Origin of the sequence: Pseudomonas sp. Sample_10, assembly GCF_004321495.1 — a bacterium.
Lineage (GTDB): Bacteria > Pseudomonadota > Gammaproteobacteria > Pseudomonadales > Pseudomonadaceae > Aquipseudomonas.
In genome coordinates, this window is sequence record NZ_RCOE01000107.1 from 1 (window position 1) to 24,173 (window position 24,173).

The 24,173-nt window shown below is 59.6% G+C and carries 25 protein-coding genes and 1 riboswitch; of the genes, 15 read left to right on the top strand and 10 right to left on the bottom strand.

The features are described 5' to 3' along the window. The first annotated feature begins 8 nt into the window (after nt 1-8). Together D8U18_RS09375 and hemH are read left to right on the top strand one after the other, a co-directional pair. Entirely contained in the window at nt 9-911 is a 903-nt protein-coding gene (locus D8U18_RS09375; protein WP_056853261.1) for a TIGR01777 family oxidoreductase, read from the top strand. 13 nt (nt 912-924) lie between these two features. Continuing rightward, nucleotides 925-1,950, top strand: a complete 1,026-nt coding sequence (hemH, locus tag D8U18_RS09380) for a ferrochelatase (RefSeq protein WP_130903575.1) — start codon at nt 925-927, stop codon at nt 1,948-1,950. 149 nt (nt 1,951-2,099) lie between these two features. Here hemH and D8U18_RS09385 read toward each other — a convergent pair whose 3' ends face one another. Both D8U18_RS09385 and upp read right to left on the bottom strand, forming a co-directional pair. Beyond that, nucleotides 2,100-3,374, bottom strand: coding sequence for a uracil-xanthine permease family protein (locus D8U18_RS09385; protein ID WP_130903576.1), 1,275 nt, complete (start codon nt 3,372-3,374; stop codon nt 2,100-2,102). A gap of 2 nt (nt 3,375-3,376) precedes the next feature. After that, the gene (upp, locus tag D8U18_RS09390; RefSeq protein WP_056853258.1) at nt 3,377-4,015 is read right to left on the bottom strand and encodes a uracil phosphoribosyltransferase; all 639 of its coding nucleotides are present in this window, start codon (nt 4,013-4,015) and stop codon (nt 3,377-3,379) included. A gap of 173 nt (nt 4,016-4,188) precedes the next feature. Between upp and D8U18_RS09395 the strand changes: the two genes are divergently transcribed. The 4 genes from D8U18_RS09395 (at nt 4,189) to D8U18_RS09410 (ending at nt 6,200) form a co-directional block, all read left to right on the top strand. Further along, nucleotides 4,189-4,746, top strand: coding sequence for a hypoxanthine-guanine phosphoribosyltransferase (locus D8U18_RS09395; protein WP_056853257.1), 558 nt, complete (start codon nt 4,189-4,191; stop codon nt 4,744-4,746). 3 nt (nt 4,747-4,749) lie between these two features. Further along, on the top strand, nt 4,750-5,223 hold the full coding sequence (locus D8U18_RS09400; protein WP_056853256.1) for a WbuC family cupin fold metalloprotein: 474 nt from the start codon (nt 4,750-4,752) through the stop codon (nt 5,221-5,223). Nucleotides 5,224-5,363: 140 nt separating this feature from the next. Beyond that, nucleotides 5,364-5,849 (top strand): hypothetical protein, encoded by a 486-nt coding sequence (locus D8U18_RS09405; RefSeq protein ID WP_056853255.1) that lies wholly within the window; start codon nt 5,364-5,366, stop codon nt 5,847-5,849. Between the two features lie 63 nt (nt 5,850-5,912). Further along, nucleotides 5,913-6,200, top strand: a complete 288-nt coding sequence (locus D8U18_RS09410) for a PA4642 family protein (RefSeq protein ID WP_130903578.1) — start codon at nt 5,913-5,915, stop codon at nt 6,198-6,200. Nucleotides 6,201-6,393: 193 nt separating this feature from the next. Here the strand turns inward: D8U18_RS09410 and mqo are convergent, their stop codons facing one another. Further along, nucleotides 6,394-7,902 carry a malate dehydrogenase (quinone) gene (mqo, locus tag D8U18_RS09420; protein ID WP_131107494.1) on the bottom strand — a complete coding sequence of 503 codons (1,509 nt, stop codon included), beginning with the start codon at nt 7,900-7,902 and terminating at the stop codon, nt 6,394-6,396. A 740-nt stretch (nt 7,903-8,642) separates the two neighbouring features. Beyond that, nucleotides 8,643-8,876, bottom strand: coding sequence for a hypothetical protein (locus tag D8U18_RS09425; RefSeq protein ID WP_056853252.1), 234 nt, complete (start codon nt 8,874-8,876; stop codon nt 8,643-8,645). Nucleotides 8,877-9,080: 204 nt separating this feature from the next. Between D8U18_RS09425 and D8U18_RS09430 the strand changes: the two genes are divergently transcribed. Then, nucleotides 9,081-9,665, top strand: coding sequence for a YajG family lipoprotein (locus D8U18_RS09430; RefSeq protein ID WP_056853251.1), 585 nt, complete (start codon nt 9,081-9,083; stop codon nt 9,663-9,665). A gap of 179 nt (nt 9,666-9,844) precedes the next feature. Here D8U18_RS09430 and D8U18_RS09435 read toward each other — a convergent pair whose 3' ends face one another. After that, nucleotides 9,845-10,051, bottom strand: a complete 207-nt coding sequence (locus D8U18_RS09435) for a hypothetical protein (RefSeq protein WP_034149566.1) — start codon at nt 10,049-10,051, stop codon at nt 9,845-9,847. A gap of 193 nt (nt 10,052-10,244) precedes the next feature. On the opposite strand from D8U18_RS09435, the gene D8U18_RS09440 reads away from it, so the two are divergent. Beyond that, complete coding sequence (locus D8U18_RS09440) at nt 10,245-10,523, top strand: hypothetical protein (protein WP_056853250.1); 279 nt, start codon at nt 10,245-10,247, stop codon at nt 10,521-10,523. A 53-nt stretch (nt 10,524-10,576) separates the two neighbouring features. Here the strand turns inward: D8U18_RS09440 and D8U18_RS09445 are convergent, their stop codons facing one another. Further along, a complete protein-coding gene (locus D8U18_RS09445; protein WP_056853249.1) occupies nt 10,577-11,743 on the bottom strand; it encodes a 1-acyl-sn-glycerol-3-phosphate acyltransferase in 1,167 nt (388 codons plus the stop codon). A 139-nt stretch (nt 11,744-11,882) separates the two neighbouring features. On the opposite strand from D8U18_RS09445, the gene D8U18_RS09450 reads away from it, so the two are divergent. From D8U18_RS09450 to D8U18_RS09460, 3 genes are read left to right on the top strand one after another with little or no spacing between them, the layout of a single operon-like run. After that, a complete protein-coding gene (locus tag D8U18_RS09450; protein WP_056853248.1) occupies nt 11,883-12,065 on the top strand; it encodes a CPXCG motif-containing cysteine-rich protein in 183 nt (60 codons plus the stop codon). A gap of 9 nt (nt 12,066-12,074) precedes the next feature. Continuing rightward, nucleotides 12,075-12,335, top strand: coding sequence for a DUF2007 domain-containing protein (locus D8U18_RS09455; RefSeq protein WP_056853247.1), 261 nt, complete (start codon nt 12,075-12,077; stop codon nt 12,333-12,335). A 35-nt stretch (nt 12,336-12,370) separates the two neighbouring features. Further along, nucleotides 12,371-12,994 (top strand): SOS response-associated peptidase, encoded by a 624-nt coding sequence (locus D8U18_RS09460; protein ID WP_130908428.1) that lies wholly within the window; start codon nt 12,371-12,373, stop codon nt 12,992-12,994. Nucleotides 12,995-13,146: 152 nt separating this feature from the next. Here the strand turns inward: D8U18_RS09460 and D8U18_RS09465 are convergent, their stop codons facing one another. Continuing rightward, on the bottom strand, nt 13,147-15,288 hold the full coding sequence (locus D8U18_RS09465) for a methyl-accepting chemotaxis protein (protein WP_131107495.1): 2,142 nt from the start codon (nt 15,286-15,288) through the stop codon (nt 13,147-13,149). Nucleotides 15,289-15,561: 273 nt separating this feature from the next. Between D8U18_RS09465 and D8U18_RS09470 the strand changes: the two genes are divergently transcribed. Then, complete coding sequence (locus D8U18_RS09470) at nt 15,562-16,380, top strand: M48 family metallopeptidase (RefSeq protein WP_056853244.1); 819 nt, start codon at nt 15,562-15,564, stop codon at nt 16,378-16,380. A 167-nt stretch (nt 16,381-16,547) separates the two neighbouring features. On the opposite strand, the gene D8U18_RS09475 is transcribed toward D8U18_RS09470, so the two are convergent. The 3 genes from D8U18_RS09475 to D8U18_RS09485 all read right to left on the bottom strand — a co-directional run bounded on the left by D8U18_RS09475 (nt 16,548) and on the right by D8U18_RS09485 (nt 19,383). After that, the gene (locus D8U18_RS09475; protein WP_056853243.1) at nt 16,548-17,132 is read right to left on the bottom strand and encodes a TMEM165/GDT1 family protein; all 585 of its coding nucleotides are present in this window, start codon (nt 17,130-17,132) and stop codon (nt 16,548-16,550) included. 90 nt (nt 17,133-17,222) lie between these two features. Continuing rightward, a riboswitch (yybP-ykoY riboswitch) is annotated at nt 17,223-17,345 on the bottom strand. Between the two features lie 40 nt (nt 17,346-17,385). Then, entirely contained in the window at nt 17,386-18,384 is a 999-nt protein-coding gene (locus tag D8U18_RS09480) for a class I SAM-dependent methyltransferase (RefSeq protein ID WP_056853242.1), read from the bottom strand. A gap of 33 nt (nt 18,385-18,417) precedes the next feature. Next, nucleotides 18,418-19,383, bottom strand: a complete 966-nt coding sequence (locus D8U18_RS09485; RefSeq protein ID WP_056853241.1) for a 2-hydroxyacid dehydrogenase — start codon at nt 19,381-19,383, stop codon at nt 18,418-18,420. A gap of 90 nt (nt 19,384-19,473) precedes the next feature. Between D8U18_RS09485 and D8U18_RS09490 the strand changes: the two genes are divergently transcribed. From D8U18_RS09490 to D8U18_RS09500, 3 genes are all read left to right on the top strand, one after another. Next, nucleotides 19,474-20,103, top strand: a complete 630-nt coding sequence (locus tag D8U18_RS09490; protein WP_056853240.1) for a LysE family transporter — start codon at nt 19,474-19,476, stop codon at nt 20,101-20,103. 152 nt (nt 20,104-20,255) lie between these two features. Continuing rightward, nucleotides 20,256-21,938 (top strand): fatty acid--CoA ligase, encoded by a 1,683-nt coding sequence (locus D8U18_RS09495; RefSeq protein ID WP_056853239.1) that lies wholly within the window; start codon nt 20,256-20,258, stop codon nt 21,936-21,938. Between the two features lie 337 nt (nt 21,939-22,275). Further along, nucleotides 22,276-24,162, top strand: coding sequence for a DUF1302 domain-containing protein (locus D8U18_RS09500; RefSeq protein WP_056853238.1), 1,887 nt, complete (start codon nt 22,276-22,278; stop codon nt 24,160-24,162). Nucleotides 24,163-24,173: the final 11 nt, after the last annotated feature.

Below are 24,173 nucleotides of genomic sequence, written 5' to 3' on the forward strand. Positions count from 1 at the left end.
AAGAAGTCATGCACATATTGCTGACCGGCGGTACTGGTTTGATAGGACGTCAGCTTTGTCGACACTGGTTGAGTCAGGGGCATCGCCTGACGGTCTTGAGTCGTACGCCCGATAAAGTTGCGAAAATTTGCGGCGCTGCAGTGCGTGGTGTCGCACTGTTGGAAGACCTCGGTCAAGAACCGATTGACGCCATTATCAACCTGGCGGGTGCGCCGATTGCCGATCGACCATGGACGTCCAAACGCAAAGCGCTGTTATGGAGCAGCCGGATTACCTTGACCGAAACCCTGCTGGCCTGGCTGGAAAAGCGCGAGCAGAAACCCCGGGTACTGATCTCCGGCTCTGCCGTGGGTTGGTACGGTGATGGCGGCGAGCGGGAGTTGACCGAAGAATCACCGCCGGTGATCGACGACTTCGCCAGCCAGTTGTGCATCGCCTGGGAAGAAACCGCGCAGCGTGCGGAGGCCTTGGGGATTCGGGTGATCCTCATTCGCACCGGTCTGGTGTTGTCTGCCGATGGCGGCTTTTTGTCGCGCCTGCTGCTGCCGTTCAAATTCGGGCTGGGCGGGCCGATCGGCAACGGTCGGCAGTGGATGCCGTGGATTCATATCAACGATCAAATCGCCCTGATTGATTTTCTTCTGCATCGCAATGAAGCCAGCGGTCCATATAATGCCTGCGCACCGAAGCCGGTACGTAATCGCGAGTTTGCCAAAACCCTGGGCAGCGTATTGCATCGCCCGGCGTTCATGCCGATGCCGGCGCTGGCGTTGAAGGTCGGCCTGGGCGAGATGTCATTGTTGTTGCTGGGTGGTCAACGGGCCACGCCGGCGCGTTTGCTCGAAGCAGGATTCACCTTCCAGTTCACTGATTTGCGCGCGGCCCTGGACGATCTTTCCAGCCGCCTCTGAAATAGGACGTTGCATGACCGATCACGCGTTGCTTCTGGTCAACCTGGGCTCACCGGCCTCCACTTCGGTGGCGGACGTGCGCCGTTACCTCAATCAGTTTCTGATGGACCCCTACGTGATCGACCTGCCTTGGCCGGTGCGGCGTCTGCTGGTGTCACTGATCCTGATCAAGCGTCCCGAGCAGTCGGCCCACGCGTATGCTTCGATCTGGTGGGACGAAGGCTCGCCGCTGGTGGTGCTCAGTCGTCGCTTGCAGCAAGCGATGACTGCGCACTGGCATCACGGCCCGGTTGAGTTGGCCATGCGATATGGCCAACCGTCCATCGAGTCGGCGCTTACACGACTGATCGCCCAAGGGCATAAGCGAATAACCGTGGCGCCGCTCTATCCACAATTTGCCGACAGCACCACCACAACGGTGATCGAAGAGGTCCGGCGTGTTTTGCGCGAGAAAAATCTCAATGTGCAACTGTCGATACTCCAGCCGTTTTACGATCAACCAGAATACCTTGATGCGCTGGTGGCCACGGCCGGACCGTACCTGCAACAGGATTACGACCACCTGTTGCTGAGCTTTCACGGCTTGCCTGAGAGGCATCTGACCAAGCTCGATCCGACCGGCCAGCATTGCTTCAAGAATGAAGACTGCTGCAAGAACGCTTCGCCAGCGACCCTGGCGACCTGTTACCGCGCCCAATGCCTGCGTAGCGCAGCGGAGTTTGCCAAGCGCATGGGGCTTGCGGACGGCAAATGGTCGGTGTCGTTCCAGTCGCGCCTGGGGCGCGCCAAATGGATTGAGCCCTACACCGAAGCGCGTCTTGATGAGTTGGCCAAGTCGGGTGTGAAGAAACTATTGGTCATGTGCCCGGCGTTCGTTGCCGATTGCATCGAGACGCTGGAGGAGATTGGTGATCGCGGTAAAGAGCAGTTCCGCGAAGCGGGGGGCGAGGAATTGGTGTTGGTGCCGTGTCTCAATGATGACCCGCGTTGGGCACAGGCATTGACCAAGTTATGCGAAAGAGCGCCTTTGGCTCTCTAGGAACCCAACCTGTGGCAAGGGAGCTTGCTCCCGCTGGGTCGCGAAGCGGCCCCAAAATCTTGCAATAAATGAAGATTTTGTGGCTGCTGCGCACTGGTGCGCCAGACCGGTCAAGCGGGAGCAAGCTCCCTCGCCACAGGGATCGCCTGTTACACCAGCGGCTCTTCCGCCTTCTTGTGCTTCCAGCTGTCATTGCCCGGCAGGATCAGGTTCAGCGCAATCGCCACCACCGCGCACAGCGCAATGCCTTTGAGGCCGAAATCATCCGGGCCGGTGCCGGTACCCACCAACACACCGCCGATCCCGAACACCAGGGTCACCGACACAATCACCAGATTGCGCGCCTCGCCCAGATCGATCTTGTGGCGGATCAGCGTGTTCATGCCTACCGCTGCAATCGAACCGAACAACAGGCACAGAATGCCGCCCATCACCGGCACCGGAATGCTTTGCAGCAGTGCGCCGAATTTGCCGATGAATGCCAGGCTGATGGCGAATATCGCCGCCCAGGTCATGATTTTCGGGTTGTAGTTCTTGGTCAGCATCACCGCGCCGGTGACTTCGGCGTACGTGGTGTTGGGTGGGCCGCCGAACAGGCCGGCTGCGGTGGTGGCAATGCCGTCACCAAGCAGCGTGCGGTGCAGACCGGGTTTCTTCAGGTAATCGCGACCGGTCACGCTACCCACGGCAATCACACCGCCGATGTGTTCGATAGCCGGGGCCAGGGCCACCGGAACGATGAACAGGATCGCCTGCCAGTTGAATTCCGGCGCGGTGAAGGCCGGGATGGCGAACCATGGCGCCGCGGCAATCTTCGCCGTGTCGACCACACCGAAATAGAATGACATGGCAAAACCCACCAGCACGCCGGAAATGATCGGCACCAGGCGGAAAATGCCTTTGCCGAACACGGCGACGATCAGGGTGGTCAGCAGCGCCGGCATCGAGATCAGCATTGCGGTCTGATAGTGAATCAGCTCGCTGCCGTCTCCCGCCTTGCCCATCGCCATGTTGGCGGCAATCGGCGCCATGGCCAGGCCGATGGAGATGATGACCGGGCCGATCACCACCGGTGGCAACAGGCGGTCGATGAAACCGGTGCCTTTGATCTTCACGGCCAGGCCGAGGAAGGTGTAGACGAAGCCAGCCGCCATCACACCGCCCATGGTCGCCGCGAGGCCGAATTGACCCTTGGCGAGAATGATCGGGGTGATGAAAGCAAAACTCGACGCCAGGAACACCGGCACCTGACGTCCGGTGACCACCTGAAACAGGATGGTTCCCAGGCCGGCGGTGAACAGCGCCACGTTCGGGTCAAGGCCGGTAATCAGCGGCATCAACACCAGGGCGCCGAAGGCCACGAACAGCATCTGTGCGCCGGACAGCACCGTGCGCCAGAGCGGATCGTTGAACTCTTGCTGCATGCTCACGCGTCCTTCTGCTTGGTGCCGAAGATCTTGTCGCCAGCATCGCCCAGGCCCGGGATGATGTAACCGTGTTCGTTGAGTTTTTGATCAATGGACGCGGTGTAGATGGTCACGTCCGGGTGAGCTTTCTCGACCACCGCAATGCCTTCGGGCGCGGCAACCAGCACCATGGCGCGGATGTCCCTGCAACCGGCCTTTTTCAGCAAGTCGATGGTCGCGACCATCGAGCCGCCGGTGGCGAGCATCGGGTCGATGATCATGGCCAGGCGTTCGTCGATTTCCGGTACCAGTTTTTCCAGGTAGGTGTGGGCTTCGAGGGTTTCCTCATTGCGGGCCACACCCACGGCGCTGACTTTGGCGCCTGGGATCAGGCTCAACACACCTTCGAGCATGCCGATACCGGCACGCAGAATCGGTACTACAGTAATTTTCTTGCCGGCGATTTTCTCGACCGACACCGTGCCGCACCAACCTTCGATATCGTAGGTTTCGAGCGGCAGGTCTTTGGTGGCTTCATAGGTCAGCAGGGCACCGACTTCCTGAGCGAGCTCACGGAAATTCTTGGTGCTGATGTCTGCGCGGCGCATCAGGCCAAGTTTATGACGGATCAGCGGGTGGCGGATCTCGAGGATGGGCATGGGAAAGGCTCCGGCGGCGGGCAAAAAAACCGGCCTAGATTAATCTATCCGAGGGTGTTGTCCTATAGACATAGAGTACGTTAGTCCACAAACGCTTGATCTGGCCTCGCTTGATGCGTACCTTTGCCCGCTTTTCCTGAACCGCCACCCCCCTCAATCCCCTGGAGAGCGCCATGTCCGCTGATCTCGAGCATATCCGTCAAATCATGCGAGAGGCTGACTGCCTGTACACCGAAGCTGAAGTCGAGGCGGCCATCGCCCGCGTGGGTGCACACATCAATGAAGAACTGGCGGACAGCAACCCGGTGGTGTTCTGCGTGATGAACGGCGGGCTTATTTTTGCCGGCAAACTGCTGACCCATCTACAATTCCCGCTGGAGGCGTCCTACCTGCACGCCACCCGTTATCGCAACGAAACCAGCGGCGGCGAGCTGTTCTGGAAGGCCAAGCCGGAAGTGTCGTTCATCGACCGTGACGTTTTGATCATCGACGACATTCTCGACGAAGGTCACACCCTGGGTGCGATCATCGACTTCTGCAAACACGCCGGTGCCCGCAAAGTGCACACCGCCGTGCTGATCGACAAGGATCACGACCGCAAGGCTCGCCCGGACCTGAAAGCCGATTTCGTCGGTCTGCCGTGCATCGACCGTTACATCTTCGGCTACGGCATGGACTACAAGGGCTACTGGCGTAACGCCAACGGGATTTTTGCCGTTAAAGGAATGTAAGACATGGATACGCCTCGCTTTCTCGATCAGACGTTGTTCGCGGAACTGGCCGGGAAAGCCGCGGCCAATCCTCGTGGACGCCAGCATTACAACTTCCATCAGATGGAAGACGCTTGCCATCGCATGGCGGTGGCGCTGCAGCCATCCACGTACATTCCGCCTCACCGGCATCTGGGTGACAACAAGGCTGAAACCCTGCTTGTCCTCAAAGGACGCCTGGGTGTGTTGATCTTTGACGAGAACGGTACGGTGCTCAGCAAGACCGTGCTTCAGGCCGGTGGCGACTGTGTTGGCGTGGATCTGCCGACAGGCGTATTCCACGGCCTGGTGGTGCTTGAAGACGATAGCCTGATGTTCGAATGCAAGGCAGGGCCTTACCGCCCGGTCGGTGAAGGTGAACTTGCCGTCTGGGCGCCGCGCGAAGGCGAGCCTGGTGTTGCCGAATATCACGCCTGGATGCGTGCGCAGTTCGATTGATCCAAGCCAGATCAAAACATCGCAGCCTTCGGCAGCTCCCATAAGGGCCTGATGTACACCCTGTAGTCGCTGCCGAAGGCTGCGATCTTTGCTTTTAAAGCCATGATAGAGTGCTCGGCCCCGCCCTCCGGAGCCTTGTCATGAGCCTTTTGTTTCGCAGCTGCGCCGCTCTGTTGCTGACCCTCAGTCTGCCCCTGGCCGCTGCCCCGGCACCGATGCACGGGCAGTTCCTGCCTCCGGATGACCTGACTCTGCGTGACGCAGAGCCCGAGCAGCAGCAGTTGTTGCAAGTCACCGAATATTCGGTGGTGGTCGGCAGTCAGCGCCAGTCCAATCAGCAGCCGATCCCGGTGACCTCGCCGCTGCTGGTTCGCCTCAAGGGCAAATCCTTGAACAAGGGAGCAACCATCAGTCAGGTGCTGGTCAATTTCGACGGCGAAAGCAAAAGCCTGAAGAAACCGGTCTACGACGACAAAACCAAGACCCTGACCCTCTATTACCCGCTGGCGCAGTACCGGGTGGTGATCGATCTGTTGCGCAATGACACGGTGTATTGCCAGTTCTTGAGCTATGCCAATGGCCACATTTGGGCCGATCTGCACACAGGCGCCGTTCGTCCGCGTTGAGCCCGGCGCCCGCGCAGGGGTAAACTGCCTGCCCTGTGAAATGTCTGCGAGCTGGAGTCGGCAATGCGTAAAGATAAGAAACAAGTGATTGGTGACGAGATCGGCGATGAGCAGATCAAGTTGTTCCTCGATTTCGAACCGGTCGACGCGACTTCTCCGTCCCTGCACAAACTGGTCAAGGCCTACCGTGGCCTGCGCATTGATGACTTCGAACGCTTCCTGACGTTCTTCGTCGAGGCCGGTTTTGACGTCAACGGCAAAGACGAGCAAGGCAATGACTTCATTGCCTTGATCAAGGATCAGCGTAATGCGGCCGAGTACATTGAACTGATCGACAAGGCTCGCGGCTGATCAATTTTTCCCTGTGGCGAGGGAGCTTTCTCCCGCTTGACCGGGCTTGCGCACCAGTGCGAAGCGCTCACAAGATTCTGGAGCCGCTTCGCAGCCCAGCGGGAGCAAGCTCCCTCGCCACAAAGAAGGTTTGACCGCCCATAAAAAAACGCCCCGTTCTCAAAGAGGACGGGGCGTTTTTCATGGGGCCGAATCAAGCGTAGCTTTCGGTCTCGCTGCTGGCTTCAACCAGTTCCAGGGCAACGTTGTTCTGCGTGTTGATCTTGCGATACAGCGCAGCGTCGGCTTCCAGGACTTTTTCACGGGCCGGGAAAATTTCCGCCAGTTTGGCAGCCCATTCGCCTTTGGCCTGGTTCGGGAAGCATTTTTCGATCAGTTCCAGCATGATCGAAACCGTTACCGAAGCACCTGGCGAAGCGCCGAGCAGGGCGGCGAGGGAGCCGTCCTTCGCCGCGACCAGTTCGGTACCGAACTGCAGGATGCCGCCTTTTTTCGGGTCTTTCTTGATGATCTGCACCCGTTGGCCGGCCACTTCCAGGCGCCAGTCTTCGGCTTTCGCTTCAGGGTAGAAGCGACGCAGGGACTCCAGGCGCTGTTCCATGGACTGCATCACTTCGCTGACCAGATACTTGGTCAGGTCCATGTTGTTTTTCGCCACGGCCAGCATCGGGCCGATGTTGCCGGCGCGAACCGACATCGGCAGGTCCATGAAGGAGCCGTGCTTGAGGAACTTGGTGGTGAAACCGGCATAAGGTCCGAACAGCAGGGACTTCTTGCCGTCGACGACGCGGGTGTCCAGGTGCGGCACCGACATCGGTGGCGAACCCACGGCAGCCTGGCTGTAGACCTTGGCCTGGTGGTGCTTGACCACTTCCGGGTTGTCGCAACGCAGCCACTGGCCGCTGATCGGGAAGCCGCCGAAGCCTTTGCTCTCTTCGATACCCGAGGCCTGCAGCAGCGGCAGTGCCGCGCCGCCAGCGCCGAGGAAGACGAATTTGGCGTCGACTTCACGGGTGTTGCCGCTGTTGACGTCCTTGATGCTGACGGTCCAGCCACCGTTGTTGCGCTTGAGGCCGGTCACGCGCTTGCAGTATTTGACCTGGGCATCGGGTGCGCTGGTCAGGTGCTTGAGCAACTGGTTGGTCAATGCGCCGAAGTTGACGTCGGTGCCATTGATCACGCGGGTGGCGGCAAGGGTTTCGCCGGGGTCGCGCCCAGGCATCATCAATGGCATCCACTCTGCCATTGTCGCCTTGTCTTCGGTGTATTCCATGTCGGCGAAGGCGTGGTGCTTGCTCAGCACCTTGAAGCGTTCCTTGAGGAAGGACACGCCGCTGTCGCCCTGGACGAAACTCAGGTGTGGCACCGGGCTGATAAACGATTTGCACGAGCCGAACGTGCCTTTTTTGGTCAGGTACGACCAGAACTGCTTCGACACCTCGAACTGGGTGTTGATGTGCACGGCTTTCTTGATGTCGACGGTGCCGTCGGCGGCCTGCGGCGTGTAGTTGAGCTCGCACAGCCCGGCGTGGCCGGTCCCGGCGTTGTTCCATGGATTGGAACTCTCCGCGGCACCGGAATCCATCAGCTCGACGACTTCCAGCTTGATCGCGGGGTCGAGCTCTTTGAGCAGTACTGCCAGGGTGGCACTCATGATGCCGGCCCCAACCAGTACTACGTCGACTGCTTCGTTATGCGCCATTTAACGCGTCTCCAAAATCTGCAGCACCAAATTGACGGCATGGCTGCCAGGCGTTCCGGGGCGAGTCAGTAATGCCCCTCGAACTCATGGCAGGATCGCCATGTCCGAATCTTCGCAATTTTTTGCAACTTCGACGGACGCTACCGGCCGGGTCTAATCAGAGTCCTATGAACTCATTTCAACGGGCGGCTGGCAATTCGACTTATGGTCGAGACATCCGTTTGTGCAACCAAATCCGTAGCGGACAGGCTTCAGGCTCCGGTGTTCGAGGCGTACTCGGTCCTGTGTCGTTGGGCTGTTCTAGACGCTAATGGTGCATGTTCAGACGCAAAACTATTCATTTGCTCGCCACACTCTTGTGAAGTTGTGAAAACCCGTTTTTTTCACGCTCTTTTGAAGACGTGAACCTCAAAAAAGGGCTGCCTCTGCCTGGCACCGTGCCCGAATGCTTTGCCGCCAGGGAGTTCATGGCAGGCAAAACGGGCAAACAGCTCAGTGACCGAGCGTCATGACAGCTCTGCAGATTCGCGAAAAGTGGAGGTTTTGCTTGATGAACAGCAAGCGCGCCAGCTTCACTCGATCTGTGTGGGCGGCTCTCTGTGGGCGGTGCGGGGTGCCAAAACCGAAGCATTGACGATGCTGCGAGGCCCGATCAGGAGACGTCCTTATAATCGGGGGGAGATTGTAGCGAAGAAACGTAGGGAATTGGTCGTGTTTAATGACTTTTATTAGGCGTTCGGTCAGGTGGTCAACAGTTGCTGTGCCCGCGAGCGTGGCTGGCGTGCAATCACGCGGGCGCTGGCAGGCAAGGGCTTGTGCAGCCAGTTGAGGCGGATTTCTTCGATTTCGACCCAGCCATCGCCCATGGGCTGCAGGCTGCATTGTTTGAATGCCTGGCAATGGCCGTTGCGGTCGAGCAGCGCAAAGCTGCGGTGATGCGGACGTGCTTCGAACAGCGAAACGAGAAAACGCATGGCGAGAGACCTCTTGGGTGATTGACCATTACGTTCGCAGCCACTCGTGACGTGCAAGTGAAGGCTGGGTGAAAAATCTGTGACAGGAACCGTGATCTCTCGGGTTTGTCAGAGATTTCAGTAATCGTTGCATGACCCTAGTTAGCCGCAGTGGCCCACCGCTATACTGCCGGCCTGTTTGTGCCTGATTCTGGAGAGAAGAGCATGTTGCAACGCCTGTTGTTCGGTTTGATCACTGTGACCAGCTTGACGCTGGTCGGCTGCGCCCACAGCCCGCAACAACTGAACCCGGAACCCAAGTTGACGGCCCAACTGGCGCCGGTCGGCCACGGACAGCCGGTGGTGGTGCGTGTAGTCGACGGTCGTCCGTCGCCGACCCTGGGTACCCGCGGCGGTCTGTATCCGGAAACCAGCGCGATTACCGTGCAGGGCGCGCAGATCCTGCCGAAACTGCAAGCCCAGGCCGAAGCGGCCGTGCGGCTGCTGGGGTTCACCCCGAGCACCAACGCGCCGAACGCGCCGCAAATCACCGTGACCCTGGCCGAACTGAAGTATCAGTCGCCTAAAGAGGGCATGTACGTGACCGAGGCCACTATTGGCGCGACTTTCCGCTCCGATGTGCAGAACGCCAACCGTCGCTACAGCGGTCGCTACGGTGCGTCCCTGGACCAGCGTTTCGGCATGGCGCCGAACCAGGAAACCAACACCAAGCTGGTCAGCGATGTGTTGAGCGATGCGTTGACCCGTCTGTTCAAGGACCCGACCGTGGGTCAGGTACTCGGCGAATAAGCGTTCGCAAGATGTAGGAAAGCCCGGTGCCAGCAATGGTCCCGGGCTTTTTCATGTCTGATGTACACCCTTCCCTGTAGGAGCTGAGCTTGCTCGCGATGGCGGCATGACATTCAACATTGTTGTCGACTGACAGTGCGCGATCGCGGGCAAGCCTCGCTCCTGCAGGGGGCGAGGTATCACGCGGCTTGCGAGTAGAAGTCCAGCACACTGACTCCGGTCAGCAAATCCGCTTCCGGCAAATCAGCATGTTGGTGGCCGCCGAGTGCGCAATACACCAGCCAATGGCGGTCTTGAACATTGAAGGCGAGGCTGCCGACGAGGGTTTGTTGTTCGTCGTTGTGGGCGATGAGATAGAGGCGATCCTGGTTTTCGGCGTGAAGCATGACGCAGTCCGTGTCGGTTTCGAGGCGCGCATGTTCGCCGATGCAGATGACGAAGCTGTGACGCAGGACAGCCATTGGTCATTTGTTTCGTTATTTGTCGTAAAGGGGAGTGCAGGTACAGAGGCTTTCGGTAGAATCCGCGCCGCGGTCGTCGGTCTGGCGCTCGCCACACCGGTTTTGCTTGAGGTTTGTGATGTCGCTGCATTTGATGACGCTGTTTACCGCCCATCCCGCCAAGTTGATCAATCTGCTGGCCTTGTTCTTCGCCTTTCCGGGCGGCTGGTTGCTGCATGCCACCCGTCGTCGTGAACAACGCGCGATGGCCAATCTGCAAGCGCAACGCGAGAGTCGCCCCAGCGAAGAACCAACGCTGGACTGGGCCACCCTGCGCATGAACCGGTTTTTCTACAGCTTCGGCTTCGCCTGCATGGGGCTGGCATTGCTGGTGTCGTGGATCAGCACGCAAGTCTAGATTCAACAAAAACGGCGCCCGAAGGCGCCGTTATCGTATCCAGCCGAAACCGCTTACAACGGCAGTCCAGCCTTGACCCGGTACTGATTGCGCACCGGTGTTGCATATTGCAGCACCAGGTACGGACGATGCTCTTCAGGGCAAGCGTCCAGGCGTTGCTGCCATTGCTCCTGGGCCTTGGCCAATTCGTCCGCCGCGAACATCTCGGCAGCGCTCGGTACCTGCAATTGCGGGTCGGCGTCTGTCCATTGTGCATAAGCCAGGTAGTGCACCGGGAACAAGCGGTACCCGCCCAGAATTTGCTTGTCCATTTCGACGGCCAATTGCTTGGTGTCTTCGAACAGCTCGGTGATTGGCGCGGCAAAGTTCACGTGCACCCGGCCCTTGTAGCCGGTGATGCCCTTGGCGATGCTCACGTCATCTTCGCCCGGCGCCTTGGTGTAAGTGCCGGTGGTGGCGCGGATGTAGAGCTCGCGGGCCTTGGCCTGGTCGCAAGGGTCATATTCGTAGCTGATCGACACAGGCGTGAGGTTCAGCGAACGGATCACTTCGCCGAACGGTTCGTCCTTGCGGCTCATGTGGAACATCTTGAGGATCGCCGACTCGGTACGGTCATCGCCGTCCTTGGCCCGGCCTTCGGCCTGGGCGATCCAGATCGAGGCGCAATCGTTACGGATCGAATGATTGATATACGCTGACAACAGTTGATACGCCGCCATCTTCTCGCGGCGACCCGTAATCGAACGGTGCACGATGAAGCTCTTGTTCAGACGCATCAGGTCACTGACAAAGGGCTTTTGCAGCAGGTTGTCACCAATTGCGATACGCGGGGTCGGCAGGCCGGCGTGGTACACGGCGTAGTTGACGAAGGCCGGATCCATCACGATGTCGCGGTGATTGGCAATGAACAGATAGGCGCTGCCGGACTTGAACTGCTCGACACCGGAATAGGTGACCCCATCGGTGGCGCGTTCAATGGTGTGGTCGACGTAAACCTCGACTTTGTCCTGCAAAGTGGCGACCGAATTGACGCCAGCGAACTCACGGCGCAGCCGATGAGCTATAAGGGGTTTGAGTGCCCAGCCTAAAGCACCGGCAAAACGCGGGAAGCGGAAGTGGGTGAGGATATCTAGAAACGCCTTGTCGCCGAGCAGCCGGTCCAGTACTGCCGGGACTTCGCTGTCGTCGTAAGGTCGGATGGCATCGAATTCGCCCATCATGCTCTCTTGTTAGAAACGGCTAGGGTAAGTAAAGGTTCTGATCGAAAACCGGCGGGGTACGGTCTGAAAAAGTAGTCAGACAAAAATAGCCCTGCAAATAGACCGGCGATTATACGCACAAGTCACCCGGGAGACCGCGATGCTGGAAAACGCGCTGTATGAATGTCCGTATTGTGGTGAAGAAGTCGAGACGACGGTGGACCTCTCCGGCGGCGATCAGACCTACATTGAGGACTGTCAGGTGTGCTGTCGGCCAATCACGTTTGTATTGCAGGTTCATGGTGAGGATTGGTTTCTGGAAGTCTTCAGCGAAAACGAATGAGGGGCGCATATGCAGCGCATCTACGAACCGGAAAACCTGATGGAAGGCGAGCTGCTGCAAGGCATGCTCGCCAGCGAGGGCATCGAGGCGCATCTGGTGGGCCGCGATCTGGTCGGGGCCACCGGTGAATTGCCGATCTTCGGCCTGCTGGGGTTGGCGGTGGATAACGATCAGGCCGAATACGCCCGCGAGCTGATCAGCGCGTACAATGCCGCGCTGCCGCTGTCCGGCGATGAACCGGAAAGCTTCCCCGGCACGCTGGTCTGTTAGGCTGGCGTTCGTTTGATCAAGAGTCGTGCTGCCCCATGTGTGGACGTTATGCCCTGTTTCGCTGGAACCGCGACTTCGCGACCCTGCCAGGTTTTCCCGCCGATCAGCAGGCGCAGTGGAACATTTCCCCCAATGATTCGGTGTTGATGCTGCGTGCCGGTGCGCACGGCCAGCGGGAACTGGCGCGCGCGCGCTGGGGCCTGACGCCGCCGTGGCTGACCGATCTGTCCCGAACCCCGGCCCATGCCCGCGCCGAAACCGTGGCCGAGCAACCCATGTTTCGCGAAGCATTGCGACTGCGGCGCTGCCTGCTGCCTGCCAACGGTTTCTACGAGTGGCGCGGCACCACGCGCAAGCGCCCATACTGGTTGACGCCGGGGGAGGGTTCGTCATTGTTTTTTGCGGCGATCTGGGAAGCGTATCCGGTGCAGGAACAAGTCTGGTTGAGTACGGCGGTCATCACGCAGCCGGCGGCGAACCAGCGTCGGCCGCTGATTCTGGATGAGGCGGGGCAGGCGGCATGGCTCGATCCCGAGACGCCGCTGCACACCTTGCAAGCCCTGCTGGCCAGCGAGCCCGCCGCGTTGCGCGAGCGCGTGTTGGCCAATATGGTCAATGATCCGAAGCTCAACGGGCCGGAGTGTTTGACCCCGGGTTGATGGGTTGTCTGTGCTGACCCAATCGCTGGCAAGCCAGGCTCCCACAGGGTTTTGCGGTGTTCACGAAACCTGTGGATCAGATCCTTCCACAGTGTTTTGCGGCGCACGCAAAACCTGTGGGAGCCTGGCTTGCCCGCGATGGGGTCTTTGGATCAGACCTTGAACTGATTGATCAGCCGCCGCTGCTGTTCGGCCAGTTTGGTCAAATCCGCACTCGCCGCGCTCGATTCATCCGCACCGCTGGCCACTTCATTGGCCACTTGCCCGATATTGATCACGTTGCGGTTGATGTCATCGGCCACCGCGCTTTGTTCTTCGGCGGCGCTGGCGATCTGGGTGTTCATGTCGTTGATCACCGACACGGCTTGCGTGATGGTTTCCAGCGCTTGGGCCGCCTTCGCCGCGTGTTGGACGCTTTCGTCCGTGCGGTTCTGGCTGTCTTCCATGACCCGCACCACATCCCGTGTGCCCTGTTGCAACTGTTGAATCATGGTCTGAATTTCTTCGGTGGCCTTCTGGGTTTTCTGCGCCAGGTTGCGCACCTCATCGGCCACAACGGCGAAGCCGCGACCCTGTTCACCGGCCCGGGCGGCTTCGATGGCGGCGTTCAGGGCCAGCAGGTTGGTCTGCTCGGCAATCCCGCGGATGGCGGTGAGGATCGCGTTGATGTTTTCACTGTCCTTGGCCAGGGTTTGCACCACACCGACCGCGCGTCCTATTTCCACGGCCAGAGCACCAATGGAATTCGAGGTATCACGGACGATTTGCATCCCCTGGCTGGCAGCCTGATCTGCATGGCTGGCGGCTTGAGCCGCTTGCGTCGCGTTACGGGCTACGTCCTGAGCGGTGGCGGTCATTTCGTGCACCGCCGTGGCGACCTGATCGATCTCGGCCATCTGCTTGTGCACGCCGGTGTTGGTGCGGATGGCGATGTCGGCGGTGTGTTCCGAAGAGTCGCTGACGCTCTGCACCGACGTCACCACCTGAGTGATCATCGCCTGCAACTTGCTCAGGAAGGTGTTGAAGCCTTTGGCGATCGAGCCCAATTCATCGGCGCGGTCGCTGCTCAGGCGGCGGGTCAGGTCGCCTTCGCCCTGGGCGATATCGTCGAGCATCGCGACCATTTGCTTCAACGGACGGGCAATGCCGTGGCCCACCAGCCAGATCACCAGCAAACCGATACCGGCAATCAACAGGCCGACCATGGCCATGCCGAACGTGTCCGACTTGCGCTGGGAGTCGAGGTCCGCCTGGAGTTTCTGCAGATCGGCCATGACCGCATTCAGTGGGAGTTGCAGCATCAGGGTCCAGCGGGCGTCGGTCTGGCCGATGCCGAAGGGCAGATACAACTCGATCCGGCCCTGGGCCTTGTCGACGGTATAGGTGACTTCGCCACGCTTGAGATTGGCCATGTTGGCAATCTGCTTGCTGTCGAGAATGTCGCTGACTTTTTCGCCGAATTTGCTCGGATCCTTGGTGTAGGCAACGATTCGTCCATTGCCGCCGATCAGGGCCATTTCGCCAGCGCCGCTGTAGAGTTTCTGGTTGGCGCCGAGGAGCATTTCCTGAATGAAGTTCACTGACAGATCGGCACCGACGATGCCCTGGAAGGCGCCGTTGAGCATGATCGGCTCAATAAAGGAGGCGAGCATGACGATTTTGTCGCCGACCTTGTAAGGCGCCGGGTCGATCACACAGGATTTTTTGGTTTCTTTCGAGCACAGGTAGTACTCGCTGGCGCGCACCCCGGTGGACAGGGTTTTCTGATCGTCGACGTCCACCAGTTTGTCCAGCCCAAGGCTGCCGTCTTCATTGCGGAACCACCAGGGCAGGAAGCGCCCGTTGCTGGTGTCGATGCCAGCGACCTGGGTGCCGACGTACGCCGTATCGTTGTGATCCAGCGCGTCTTTTTCCCAGCCGATGTAGGTGCCGAGGATCTTCGGGTTCTTGGCTACGTTTTCCTTGATCAGGCCGATCAATTGCTCGCGGCTGAGGCTCAGGGCAGGTTGGCCATCGGCACCGGGCGTGCCGATCAGCGCGTTGACCCGCACCAGGCCGCCGGCAATCAACAGGGGGGCCTCCAGCTCGCGCTGGATCTGACTGACCTGGGTTTGCGCCAGTGAGGTCAGGCGCTGTTCGATGACTTGCTCGAATTGCGCCTGGGTCCGTTCCTGGACCATGTCTTGCGTCCGGGCACCGGAGAACAGCGCGTAAACGACCAGGGCCGCCACCACACTCAGAACGATGGCGCCGGCCAGGGCCGCCACGGAAAACTGGATCGACTTGAATTTCATGGTTGCTCCGCACGCAAAAGGACATCCGCGGAGGTGTATCGGCAGGGGGCTGGAGGGGCATGAGCGGGCGTCACTGAAATGACTGTTTTGGGGTGCTCGATGTCGCAAATGAATCATTGCCCGCGCTTTACGGACGGTGGCTTACCCGGTTTCGTGAATTTTTTACTGCAGTGACGAGAGCTTTGTCTGAAATGCGCGTCATATATGCCGTTGTATCTGGCGCCGATACCTTTCCGCGCCTAGGATACGGTCATGTTTTCAGGGAGTTTTTTGATGAACAAGACATTGGTTTCGTGTGCGCTGAGCGCAGGTCTGTTGCTCGCCGGTTGCCAGTCTGTCAACACCACCAGCGGTGGCGCGGTGGGTGTTGAGCGCAAGCAGTACATGTTCAGCATGTTGTCCTCGCAAGAGGTCGACCAAATGTATGCCCAGTCTTATCAGAAGACCGTCGGCGAAGCGTCCAGTAAAGGCGTGCTGGACAAAACCAGCAGCGATGCCAAGCGCGTACAGGTGATCGCCGATCGGCTGATTGCCCAAACGCCGAACTTCCGCCCGGATGCGGCCCAGTGGAAGTGGGAAGTCAACCTGATCAAGAGTGACGAGCTCAACGCCAACTGCGGACCGGGCGGCAAGATCTTTTTCTACACCGGACTGATCGACAGTCTGCAATTGACCGACGATGAAATCGCCGCGGTGATGGGCCATGAAATTGCCCATGCCTTGCGTGAGCACGGTCGTGAAGCGATGTCCAAGGCCTACGGCATGGAAATGGCGAAGCAGGGCGCTGGTGCGTTGTTCGGGTTGGGGCAGGATACCCTGGCGCTGGCCGACACCGTGGCCAACTACGGCATGACCTTGCCCAACAGCCGCGGCAATGAGAACGAGGCCGATCTGATCGGCCTGGAGCTGGCTGCTCGCGCGGGTTACAACCCGAATGCCGCCATTACCCTGTGGAACAAGATGAGCAAGGCCAGCGAAGGTGCTCCGCCAGAGTTCCTCAGCACGCACCCGTCCTCTAGCACCCGGACTGCAGCGTTGAAGGCGGCGATTCCGAAAGTCATGCCACTTTACGAACAAGCCAAGAAGTCCTGATCTGCGCGCGAGGGCACTTGTGGCGAGGGAGCTGGCTCCCGCCCGGCTGCGCAGCAGTCGTAAATCCGGATGACGCGTCGAATCTGACAACACGCGATCATCTGGTTTGGGGCTGCCAGGCAGCCCAGCGGGAGCCAGCTCCCTCGCCACAATGATTGCCTACCGCGTCAAACCCATCCGCTAGCCTGCATCGCCTTGTATACCGCAACAATCGCCAGAATGAAGAACGCCGACGCAGCCAAGCGGCGAATCAGGGTCAACGGCAGTTTGTCTGCAGCGAAGTTACCCGCCAAGACCACCGGCACGTTGGCAATCAACATGCCCAGGGTGGTGCCAATGATCACCAGCCACAATTCCGGATATTGCGCAGCCAGCATCACGGTCGCGATCTGGGTCTTGTCACCGATTTCCGCGAGAAAGAACGCGATCAACGTCGTCAGGAACGGCCCGAACTTGCGGGCGGTGCTGGCTTCGTCGTCATCCATCTTGTCTGGCACCAGGGTCCACAAAGCGGTGGCGGCGAAGCTGATTGCGAGGATCCAGTGCAGCAACGTATCCGAGAAGAAGCTGCCCACCCATGCGCCAACCGCGCCGGCTGCCGCGTGGTTGGCAAGGGTCGCGGCAACGATGCCGGCGATGATCGGCCAAGGCTTGCGGAAACGGGCAGCGAGAATGAGCGCGAGCAGTTGCGTCTTGTCGCCAATTTCGGCCAAGGCAACGATTGCGGTGGGAACGAGCAATGAATCCAGCATCAGGGGTTTTCCTAAGGGGCGGGTCGACACGGCTATGACACGTACAGCCTTCCCGCCCCGGGTAAGGTGTGCGTGTCATAGGTCTTGTCAAACCCTGCGATCCGTCTGATGCGGACGCTTGGGTCGCATACGCCATGGTCTGAGGACCAAGTATGTTGACGTATGCCGGACGAGCATGGCGCTCGTGGGAGACTACTCCCCTAGGACGGAGCGGATTCTGCCTAGGCAAAATCCATTCGGCAAGTACAAATTTCTACCCGCGTTTGGCTCGGTAGATCCTAAAACCCTGACCTTCGGCCTTGATGGCGCACACGCCAAGGTGCTCTTCGATCAATGGTTGATACTTCAGGAAGCTATTGGCTACCAAGCGAAGTTCGCCACCATTTTTCAGATGTTTGGCTGCTTTTCGCAGCAAATTCTCGGTGGCGAAGTAATCGGTGTGCACGCCGACATGGAAGGGCGGGTTGCTCAGGATCGCACTCAAACCCATCGGTGCAGCGTCGATGCCGTCGCCGGTAATCACTTCGGCTTCCAGACCGTTGGCGGCTAACGTCAGGCGACTGCTGGCGGCGGCGAACGCGTCGACGTCGAGCATTGTCACCTGATTGTGCGGATAGCGCCGTTTTACCGCGGCGCCTAAAACACCTGCACCGCAACCGAAGTCCAACAGGTGACCACTGGGCAGTTTGTCCAGATGCTCCAGCAGCAGTGCGCTGCCGCGATCCAATCGACCATGGCTGAACACGCCCGGCAGGCTGATGACTTTGAGCGGGCCTTCAGCCAGTGGCAGTTCGTAGGTCTGGGCGAGGCTTTCCAACGGTTTGGCTGCAGGCGCATTGGCCACAGTCACCAGCCACAGCTGGCAGTGTCGCGCGCTGTCGAGTTTGCGCGGCTTGCCGAACGGATTGAGTTGTTTGGCGGCGCCCTCGATGCCGCTTTTTTTCTCGCCCACCAGGTACAGCTCGCGGCCCGCCAGCCGCGAGGCCAAGGCGTTGAGGATGTAGTCGGTCAAATCCTTGGACTTGGGCAAAAACACCACGGCGGCGTCAAACGGGTGTTCCGGCACGTGTACGCCAAAATCGCTGCGCTCGGCGAAACGCGCGTCCAGCGCGGCTTGATCACCCGCATGCCAGCACCAACCGCGAGCGTCGGGCAGGCGGCCCAGCAAATCGTCGGCGGGAAGACCGGCCAACAAGACTGGCCCCTGGAATAATTCAGCCTGACGAAGCAGTACTTCACTGCGCGGATCCATAACTGCTCCTGTGAAAAAAAGTGTCGCAGTCTATCAACTGACGACCCGCAGCGCCTTACCGCTGAAGTAGGCGAGGGCGTTTTCAGTGACTTGGCCGACGATGCGCTGGCGTGCCTCGCGACTGCCCCAGGCGTTGTGCGGTGTGACAATCAAGCGCGGGATGTCATTGGCCAGCAGCGGATTGCCGTTGACGGGCGGTTCGACACTCAGCACATCGGTAGCGGCACCGCCGAGGTGACCCTTGCGCAACGCGTCGGCCAGGGCCTGTTCGTCGATCAGGCCACCGCGAGCGGTGTTGACCACAAAAGCGCCGGGCTTCATCGAGGCCAATTCACGGGCTCCAATGAAATGGCGGGTGTGCTCGTTGAGCGGGCAGTGCAGGGTCAACGCGTCGACTTGCGGCAGCAGCTCGTCCAGCGGCAAACGATCCGGGCGGGCAGGGCGCCCCGGAATCTGGCCCAGCAACACACGCATGCCGAACGCTTCGGCCAGCCGAGCGACGGCACCGCCCAATTCGCCATGGCCGAGCAAGCCGAGGGTTTTGCCTTCCAGTTCGACGATCGGGTAGTCCAGCAGGCAGAACTGCCGGGCCTGCTGCCAGCGACCTTCGCCCACGGCTTTTTGATAGTCGGCCAGACGCGTCGCCAAATTGAGCAGCAGCATGATCGTGTGTTGCGCCACGGACGGTGTGCCGTAACCCTGACAATTGCACACGGTAATGCCGTGGGCACGGGCGGCCGCAAGATCGACGTTGTTGGTGCCGGTGGCGGTGATCAGGATCAGCTTCAGCTCGGGGCTGGCAGCCATGGCCGCGGCATCAATCAGGATTTTGTTACTGATCGCCACGGTAGCGCCCTTAAGGTGATCGATCACTTGATCCGGCAAAGTCTGCGAGTACAGCTGTAACTCACTGAAGCAGTCCCGTAGTGGCTTGAGATCAAGGTCGCCCAGATCGAGGGATGGGTGGTCAAGGAAAACGGCGCGGCGAGTGTTCGTCATCAACTGTACCTTTTGTGCAATGAACTGAAGGCGTAATCTGCCGAGCCTACCAGATGAAATAAATAGTTACGCTTGGCCTAAGGAGCCCTCATGTACTGGACCGAGTTCTTGACCGTTGCCTTGATCCACTTGCTGGCTGTGGCCAGCCCTGGCCCGGACTTTGCCGTGGTGGTGCGTGAAAGCGTCACTCACGGTCGTCGCGCGGGCACCTGGACAGCGCTGGGTGTCGGTACGGCAATTTTCCTGCATGTGGGGTATTCCCTGCTGGGTATCGGCTTGATCGTTTCCCAATCGATCATGCTGTTCAACGCCCTGAAATGGGCCGCCGCCGCTTACCTTTTGTACATCGGCTTCAAGGCATTGCGGGCAAAACCTGCCAAAGCGGTGACTGACGATTTGCACAAGGAAGCGGGCGAGCGCACCGCTCGCGGCGCCTTCACCTCGGGCTTCGTGACCAACGGCCTGAATCCGAAAGCCACGCTGTTTTTCCTGTCGTTGTTCACCGTCGTGATCAACCCGCACACGCCGCTGGCGGTACAGGCCGGTTACGGGGTGTACCTGGCAGTGGCGACGGCGATCTGGTTCTGCCTGGTGGCCATGTTGTTCAGCCAGCAACGTGTGCGTGCCGGGTTCGCCCGCATGGGTCACTGGTTCGACCGAACCATGGGCGCGGTACTGATCGCCATCGGCGTGAAGCTGGCATTTACCGAGATGCACTGATTGTAACGGTCTTCAAACACCGGCAAATGCTGGCGCAACGCTAGCATTTGCGCGGCCCTGCAAATCATTCCTTTGGCTGATTTGGCTGGCGTTCAGGCGCACTACAGTGCGTACTTAACAGCCACGACCGTGCAGTCAGAAAAGGGATTCTTATGTTGCAGACACGCGTTATCCCCCCAGCCGAAGGCGCTTACCAGTATCCGCTGCTGATCAAACGGCTGCTCATGTCAGGCGCGCGTTATGAGAAAACCCGCGAGATCGTTTACCGCGACCAGTTGCGCTACAGCTATCCGACCCTGATCGAACGGGTCGCGCGGCTGGCCAACGTATTGACGGCCGCCGGGGTCAAGCCCGGGGACACCGTGGCGGTCATGGATTGGGACAGCCATCGGTATCTGGAATGCATGTTCGCCATTCCGATGATCGGTGCAGTGATCCACACCATCAACGTGCGTCTGTCGCCGGAACAGATCCTCTATACCATGAACCATGCCGTGGACCGCTTTGTCCTGGTCAACAGCGAGTTCGTGGGGTTGTACAACGCGATTGCCGGTCATCTGACCACGGTCGAGAAAACCTTGCTGCTGACCGACCTGCCGGAAAAAACCGCGGACCTGCCCAATCTTGTGGGTGAGTACGAGCAATTGCTGGCCGCCGCGAGCCCGCAGTACGACTTCCAGGACTTCGACGAGAACTCGGTGGCGACCACGTTCTACACCACCGGCACCACCGGCAATCCCAAGGGCGTGTACTTCAGCCATCGACAACTGGTGCTGCACACCATGGGCGTGTCGACGATCATGGGCGCCATCGACAGCGTGCGCCTGCTGGGCACCAACGACGTGTACATGCCGATCACCCCGATGTTTCACGTCCACGCGTGGGGGCTGCCTTACGTGGCGACCATGCTTGGGCTCAAACAGGTCTATCCGGGCCGCTATGACCCGGAGTTCCTGGTGGAGCTGTGGCGCAAGGAAAAGGTCTCCTTCTCGCATTGTGTGCCCACCATCCTGCAAATGGTCCTCAATGCCAAGGCGGCACAAAACACCGACTTCGCCGGCTGGAAAATCGTCATTGGCGGCAGCGCGCTGAACCGTACGCTGTACGAAGCCGCGAAGGCCAAGGGCATCCAGTTGACTGCCGCCTATGGCATGTCGGAAACCGGACCGCTGGTGTCCTGTGCGCACCTCAACGACGAATTGATGGCCGGCTCCGAGGATGAACGCACCACCTACCGGATCAAGGCCGGTGTGCCCGGGCCATTGGTCGAAGCGGCGATTGTCGATGCCGAAGGCAACTTCCTGCCGGCCGACGGCGAAACTCAAGGGGAGCTGGTGCTGCGCGCGCCGTGGCTCACCGAAGGCTATTTCAACGAGCCGCAGAAGGGCGCCGAGCTGTGGGCCGGGGGCTGGTTGCATACCGGTGACGTGGCAACGCTCGACAGCATGGGCGTGATCGATATCCGCGACCGGATCAAAGACGTGATCAAGACCGGCGGCGAGTGGATCTCCTCGCTTGACCTGGAAGACCTGATCAGCCGCCATGCAGCGGTACGCGAAGTAGCAGTGGTGGGGATCGCCGACCCGCAATGGGGCGAGCGTCCGTTTGCCTTGCTGGTGGTACGCGAAGGCCATGTGATCGGGGCGCGGGAACTCAAGGAACACCTCAAGCCATTTGTCGAACTGGGGCACTTGAGCAAGTGGGCGATCCCGAGTCAGATCGCCCTTGTTACTGAAATTCCCAAGACCAGTGTCGGCAAACTCGACAAGAAGAAAATTCGCGTCGACATCACCGAATGGCAGGCCACCAACAGCACCTTCCTTTCGACGCTTTAAGTCTCTTGCGGCGTGCCCGAAAAGGCACGCCAGCCCCACCAAGCAAGCGCTTGGCTTGTCAAATCCGAAATTTCAGCCATTCTTGCCGTGCCGACAGGTGTCGGCTTGGCAAAGGACTGTTCCAGAGTGGCTGGCAGCTGCAAATCACACTTTAGAGGGATCAAGCACTACTACCTGCTGGCTATAGTCCGCTCAAGGATTTTTAAGAACGGGGCAAACGCACAAACCGGGGCGATGCAACTTTGGAGTGACTTTGGGATGCCGTGGCTCCCTGTTATCCAAGCGTTTTTAAAAGTGCTCACTGCCATAACAATAAAATGCACATGGAGTAGCGTCGATGACATCAGTAAACCAGTTCTGGCGCCGGGCTAAACTGCCTCTGGCCGTCAGCCTTGCCTCTACGCTCGCCGGGCCTGCATTCGGCGTCAGTTTCAACGTTGGTGAAATCGAAGGTCAGTTCGACTCTTCCCTGTCGATCGGCGCGAGCTGGTCTACCGAAAGCGCCAACAAGAACCTCATCGGCGTCAACAACGGCGGCCGTGGCCTGTCCCAGACCTCCGATGACGGGCACCTGAACTTCAAGAGCGGCGAGACCTTCTCGAAGATCTTCAAGGGTATCCATGACCTTGAGTTGAAGTACGGCGACACTGGCGTTTTCGTCCGTGGCAAATACTGGTACGACTTTGAACTCAAGGACGAAAGCCGTCCGTTCAAGGACATCAGCGACAGCAACCGCAAAGAAGGCGCCAAGTCGTCTGGCGGTCAGATCCTCGATGCATTCGTCTACCACAACTACTCGGTTGCCGATCAGCCGGGCTCGGTTCGTCTGGGCAAGCAGGTAGTGAGCTGGGGTGAAAGTACTTTCATCGGCAGCGGCATCAACTCGATCAACCCGATCGACGTGTCCGCGTTCCGTCGACCAGGCGCCGAGGTCAAGGAAGGCCTGATCCCGGTCAACATGTTCTATGTGTCCCAGAGCCTCACCGACAACCTGTCGGCGGAAGCCTTCTACCAGCTCGAGTGGGACCAGACTGTCGTCGACAACTGCGGCACCTTCTTCTCCCAACCGGACATCATTGCCGACGGTTGCGACAATAACCTGCGCGTGCTGAACAAACGTTCGACCATTCCGGCCGCGGCTCTGCCTACGCTGACCCGTCTGGGCGTCAACGTAGACAACGAAGGTGTGCTGGTTCGCCGTGGTGCGGATCGCGATGCACGTGACAGCGGCCAGTGGGGCGCGTCGCTCAAATACATGTTCGAGCCGCTGGACACCGAGTTCGGTGCCTATTTCATGAACTACCACAGCCGTGCGCCGATCTTCAGCGCCACCGGTGCCCCAGCATCGGTCTATGCCGGCGCAGCGGCCCTGCCGGCAGCCTTCCGTGCACTGGCGCCACTGATCGTCGCGGGTAACTCGAGCTATTTCGTCGAGTATCCGGAAGACATCCGCCTCTATGGCCTGAGCTTCTCCACCACCCTGCCTACCGGTACGGCGTGGAGCGGTGAGGTCAGCTACCGTCCGAACGCACCGGTGCAGCTCAACTCCACCGACATCCTGTTCGCCGGTGTGCGTCCGTTGGGCGGCGCGCTGACCAATGCTTCGCTGCTGACCGGTGTACCGGGCCAGGACTTGCACGGCTATCGCCGCAAGGAAGTGACCCAGTTCCAGACCACCCTGACGCACTTCTTTGATCAGGTCATGGGCGCCAGCCGTCTGACCCTGGTGGGCGAAGTGGGCGTCACCCACGTTGGCGGCCTGGAAAGCACTTCCGACGTTCGTTATGGCCGTGATCCGGTCTACGGTCCTGGCGAGCTGCCTGCCACTGGCGGTGCCAACACCTGTGTGGCCCTCAACACCAGCACCATCAACGGTGCCGGCCCGGGTACCCCGACCAACAACGTCGCCCGTAACTGCAACGACGATGGCTTCACCACGGCCACCTCCTGGGGTTATCGCGGTCGTGCCATCTGGGAATACAACGACGTGTTCGCTGGTGTGAACCTCAAGCCTAACGTGGCCTGGTCCCACGACGTTGACGGCTACTCGCCTGGTCCTGGCGGCAACTTCGAGGAAGGTCGCAAAGCGGTCAGCCTGGGCGTCGATGCCGAGTACCAGAACACCTACACCGCAAGCCTGGCGTACACCAACTTCTTCGACGGCAAGTACACCACTGTGGATGATCGCGACTTCGTTGCGCTCAGCTTCGGCGTGAACTTCTAAGCACTGTATTT

Excerpts from the sequence above, each read along its gene's own strand:
- D8U18_RS09435 (WP_034149566.1), bottom strand. The coding sequence starts at position 10,051 with ATGCTTCACGCCGAAAACCAGGATCGCCTCTATCTCATCGCCCACAAC.
- D8U18_RS09405 (WP_056853255.1), top strand. The coding sequence starts at position 5,364 with ATGAGCCTTTTGTTTCGCAGCTGCGCCGCTCTGTTGCTGACCCTCAGT.
- D8U18_RS09430 (WP_056853251.1), top strand. The coding sequence starts at position 9,081 with ATGTTGCAACGCCTGTTGTTCGGTTTGATCACTGTGACCAGCTTGACG.
- upp (WP_056853258.1), bottom strand. The coding sequence starts at position 4,015 with ATGCCCATCCTCGAGATCCGCCACCCGCTGATCCGTCATAAACTTGGC.
- D8U18_RS09375 (WP_056853261.1), top strand. The coding sequence starts at position 9 with ATGCACATATTGCTGACCGGCGGTACTGGTTTGATAGGACGTCAGCTT.
- D8U18_RS09410 (WP_130903578.1), top strand. The coding sequence starts at position 5,913 with ATGCGTAAAGATAAGAAACAAGTGATTGGTGACGAGATCGGCGATGAG.
- D8U18_RS09450 (WP_056853248.1), top strand. The coding sequence starts at position 11,883 with ATGCTGGAAAACGCGCTGTATGAATGTCCGTATTGTGGTGAAGAAGTC.
- D8U18_RS09400 (WP_056853256.1), top strand. The coding sequence starts at position 4,750 with ATGGATACGCCTCGCTTTCTCGATCAGACGTTGTTCGCGGAACTGGCC.
- D8U18_RS09465 (WP_131107495.1), bottom strand. The coding sequence starts at position 15,288 with ATGAAATTCAAGTCGATCCAGTTTTCCGTGGCGGCCCTGGCCGGCGCC.
- D8U18_RS09495 (WP_056853239.1), top strand. The coding sequence starts at position 20,256 with ATGTTGCAGACACGCGTTATCCCCCCAGCCGAAGGCGCTTACCAGTAT.
- D8U18_RS09470 (WP_056853244.1), top strand. The coding sequence starts at position 15,562 with ATGAACAAGACATTGGTTTCGTGTGCGCTGAGCGCAGGTCTGTTGCTC.
- D8U18_RS09490 (WP_056853240.1), top strand. The coding sequence starts at position 19,474 with ATGTACTGGACCGAGTTCTTGACCGTTGCCTTGATCCACTTGCTGGCT.
- D8U18_RS09500 (WP_056853238.1), top strand. The coding sequence starts at position 22,276 with ATGACATCAGTAAACCAGTTCTGGCGCCGGGCTAAACTGCCTCTGGCC.
- D8U18_RS09475 (WP_056853243.1), bottom strand. The coding sequence starts at position 17,132 with ATGCTGGATTCATTGCTCGTTCCCACCGCAATCGTTGCCTTGGCCGAA.
- D8U18_RS09425 (WP_056853252.1), bottom strand. The coding sequence starts at position 8,876 with ATGCGTTTTCTCGTTTCGCTGTTCGAAGCACGTCCGCATCACCGCAGC.
- D8U18_RS09395 (WP_056853257.1), top strand. The coding sequence starts at position 4,189 with ATGTCCGCTGATCTCGAGCATATCCGTCAAATCATGCGAGAGGCTGAC.
- D8U18_RS09385 (WP_130903576.1), bottom strand. The coding sequence starts at position 3,374 with ATGCAGCAAGAGTTCAACGATCCGCTCTGGCGCACGGTGCTGTCCGGC.
- hemH (WP_130903575.1), top strand. The coding sequence starts at position 925 with ATGACCGATCACGCGTTGCTTCTGGTCAACCTGGGCTCACCGGCCTCC.
- D8U18_RS09480 (WP_056853242.1), bottom strand. The coding sequence starts at position 18,384 with ATGGATCCGCGCAGTGAAGTACTGCTTCGTCAGGCTGAATTATTCCAG.
- D8U18_RS09485 (WP_056853241.1), bottom strand. The coding sequence starts at position 19,383 with ATGACGAACACTCGCCGCGCCGTTTTCCTTGACCACCCATCCCTCGAT.
- D8U18_RS09455 (WP_056853247.1), top strand. The coding sequence starts at position 12,075 with ATGCAGCGCATCTACGAACCGGAAAACCTGATGGAAGGCGAGCTGCTG.
- D8U18_RS09440 (WP_056853250.1), top strand. The coding sequence starts at position 10,245 with ATGTCGCTGCATTTGATGACGCTGTTTACCGCCCATCCCGCCAAGTTG.
- mqo (WP_131107494.1), bottom strand. The coding sequence starts at position 7,902 with ATGGCGCATAACGAAGCAGTCGACGTAGTACTGGTTGGGGCCGGCATC.
- D8U18_RS09460 (WP_130908428.1), top strand. The coding sequence starts at position 12,371 with ATGTGTGGACGTTATGCCCTGTTTCGCTGGAACCGCGACTTCGCGACC.
- D8U18_RS09445 (WP_056853249.1), bottom strand. The coding sequence starts at position 11,743 with ATGATGGGCGAATTCGATGCCATCCGACCTTACGACGACAGCGAAGTC.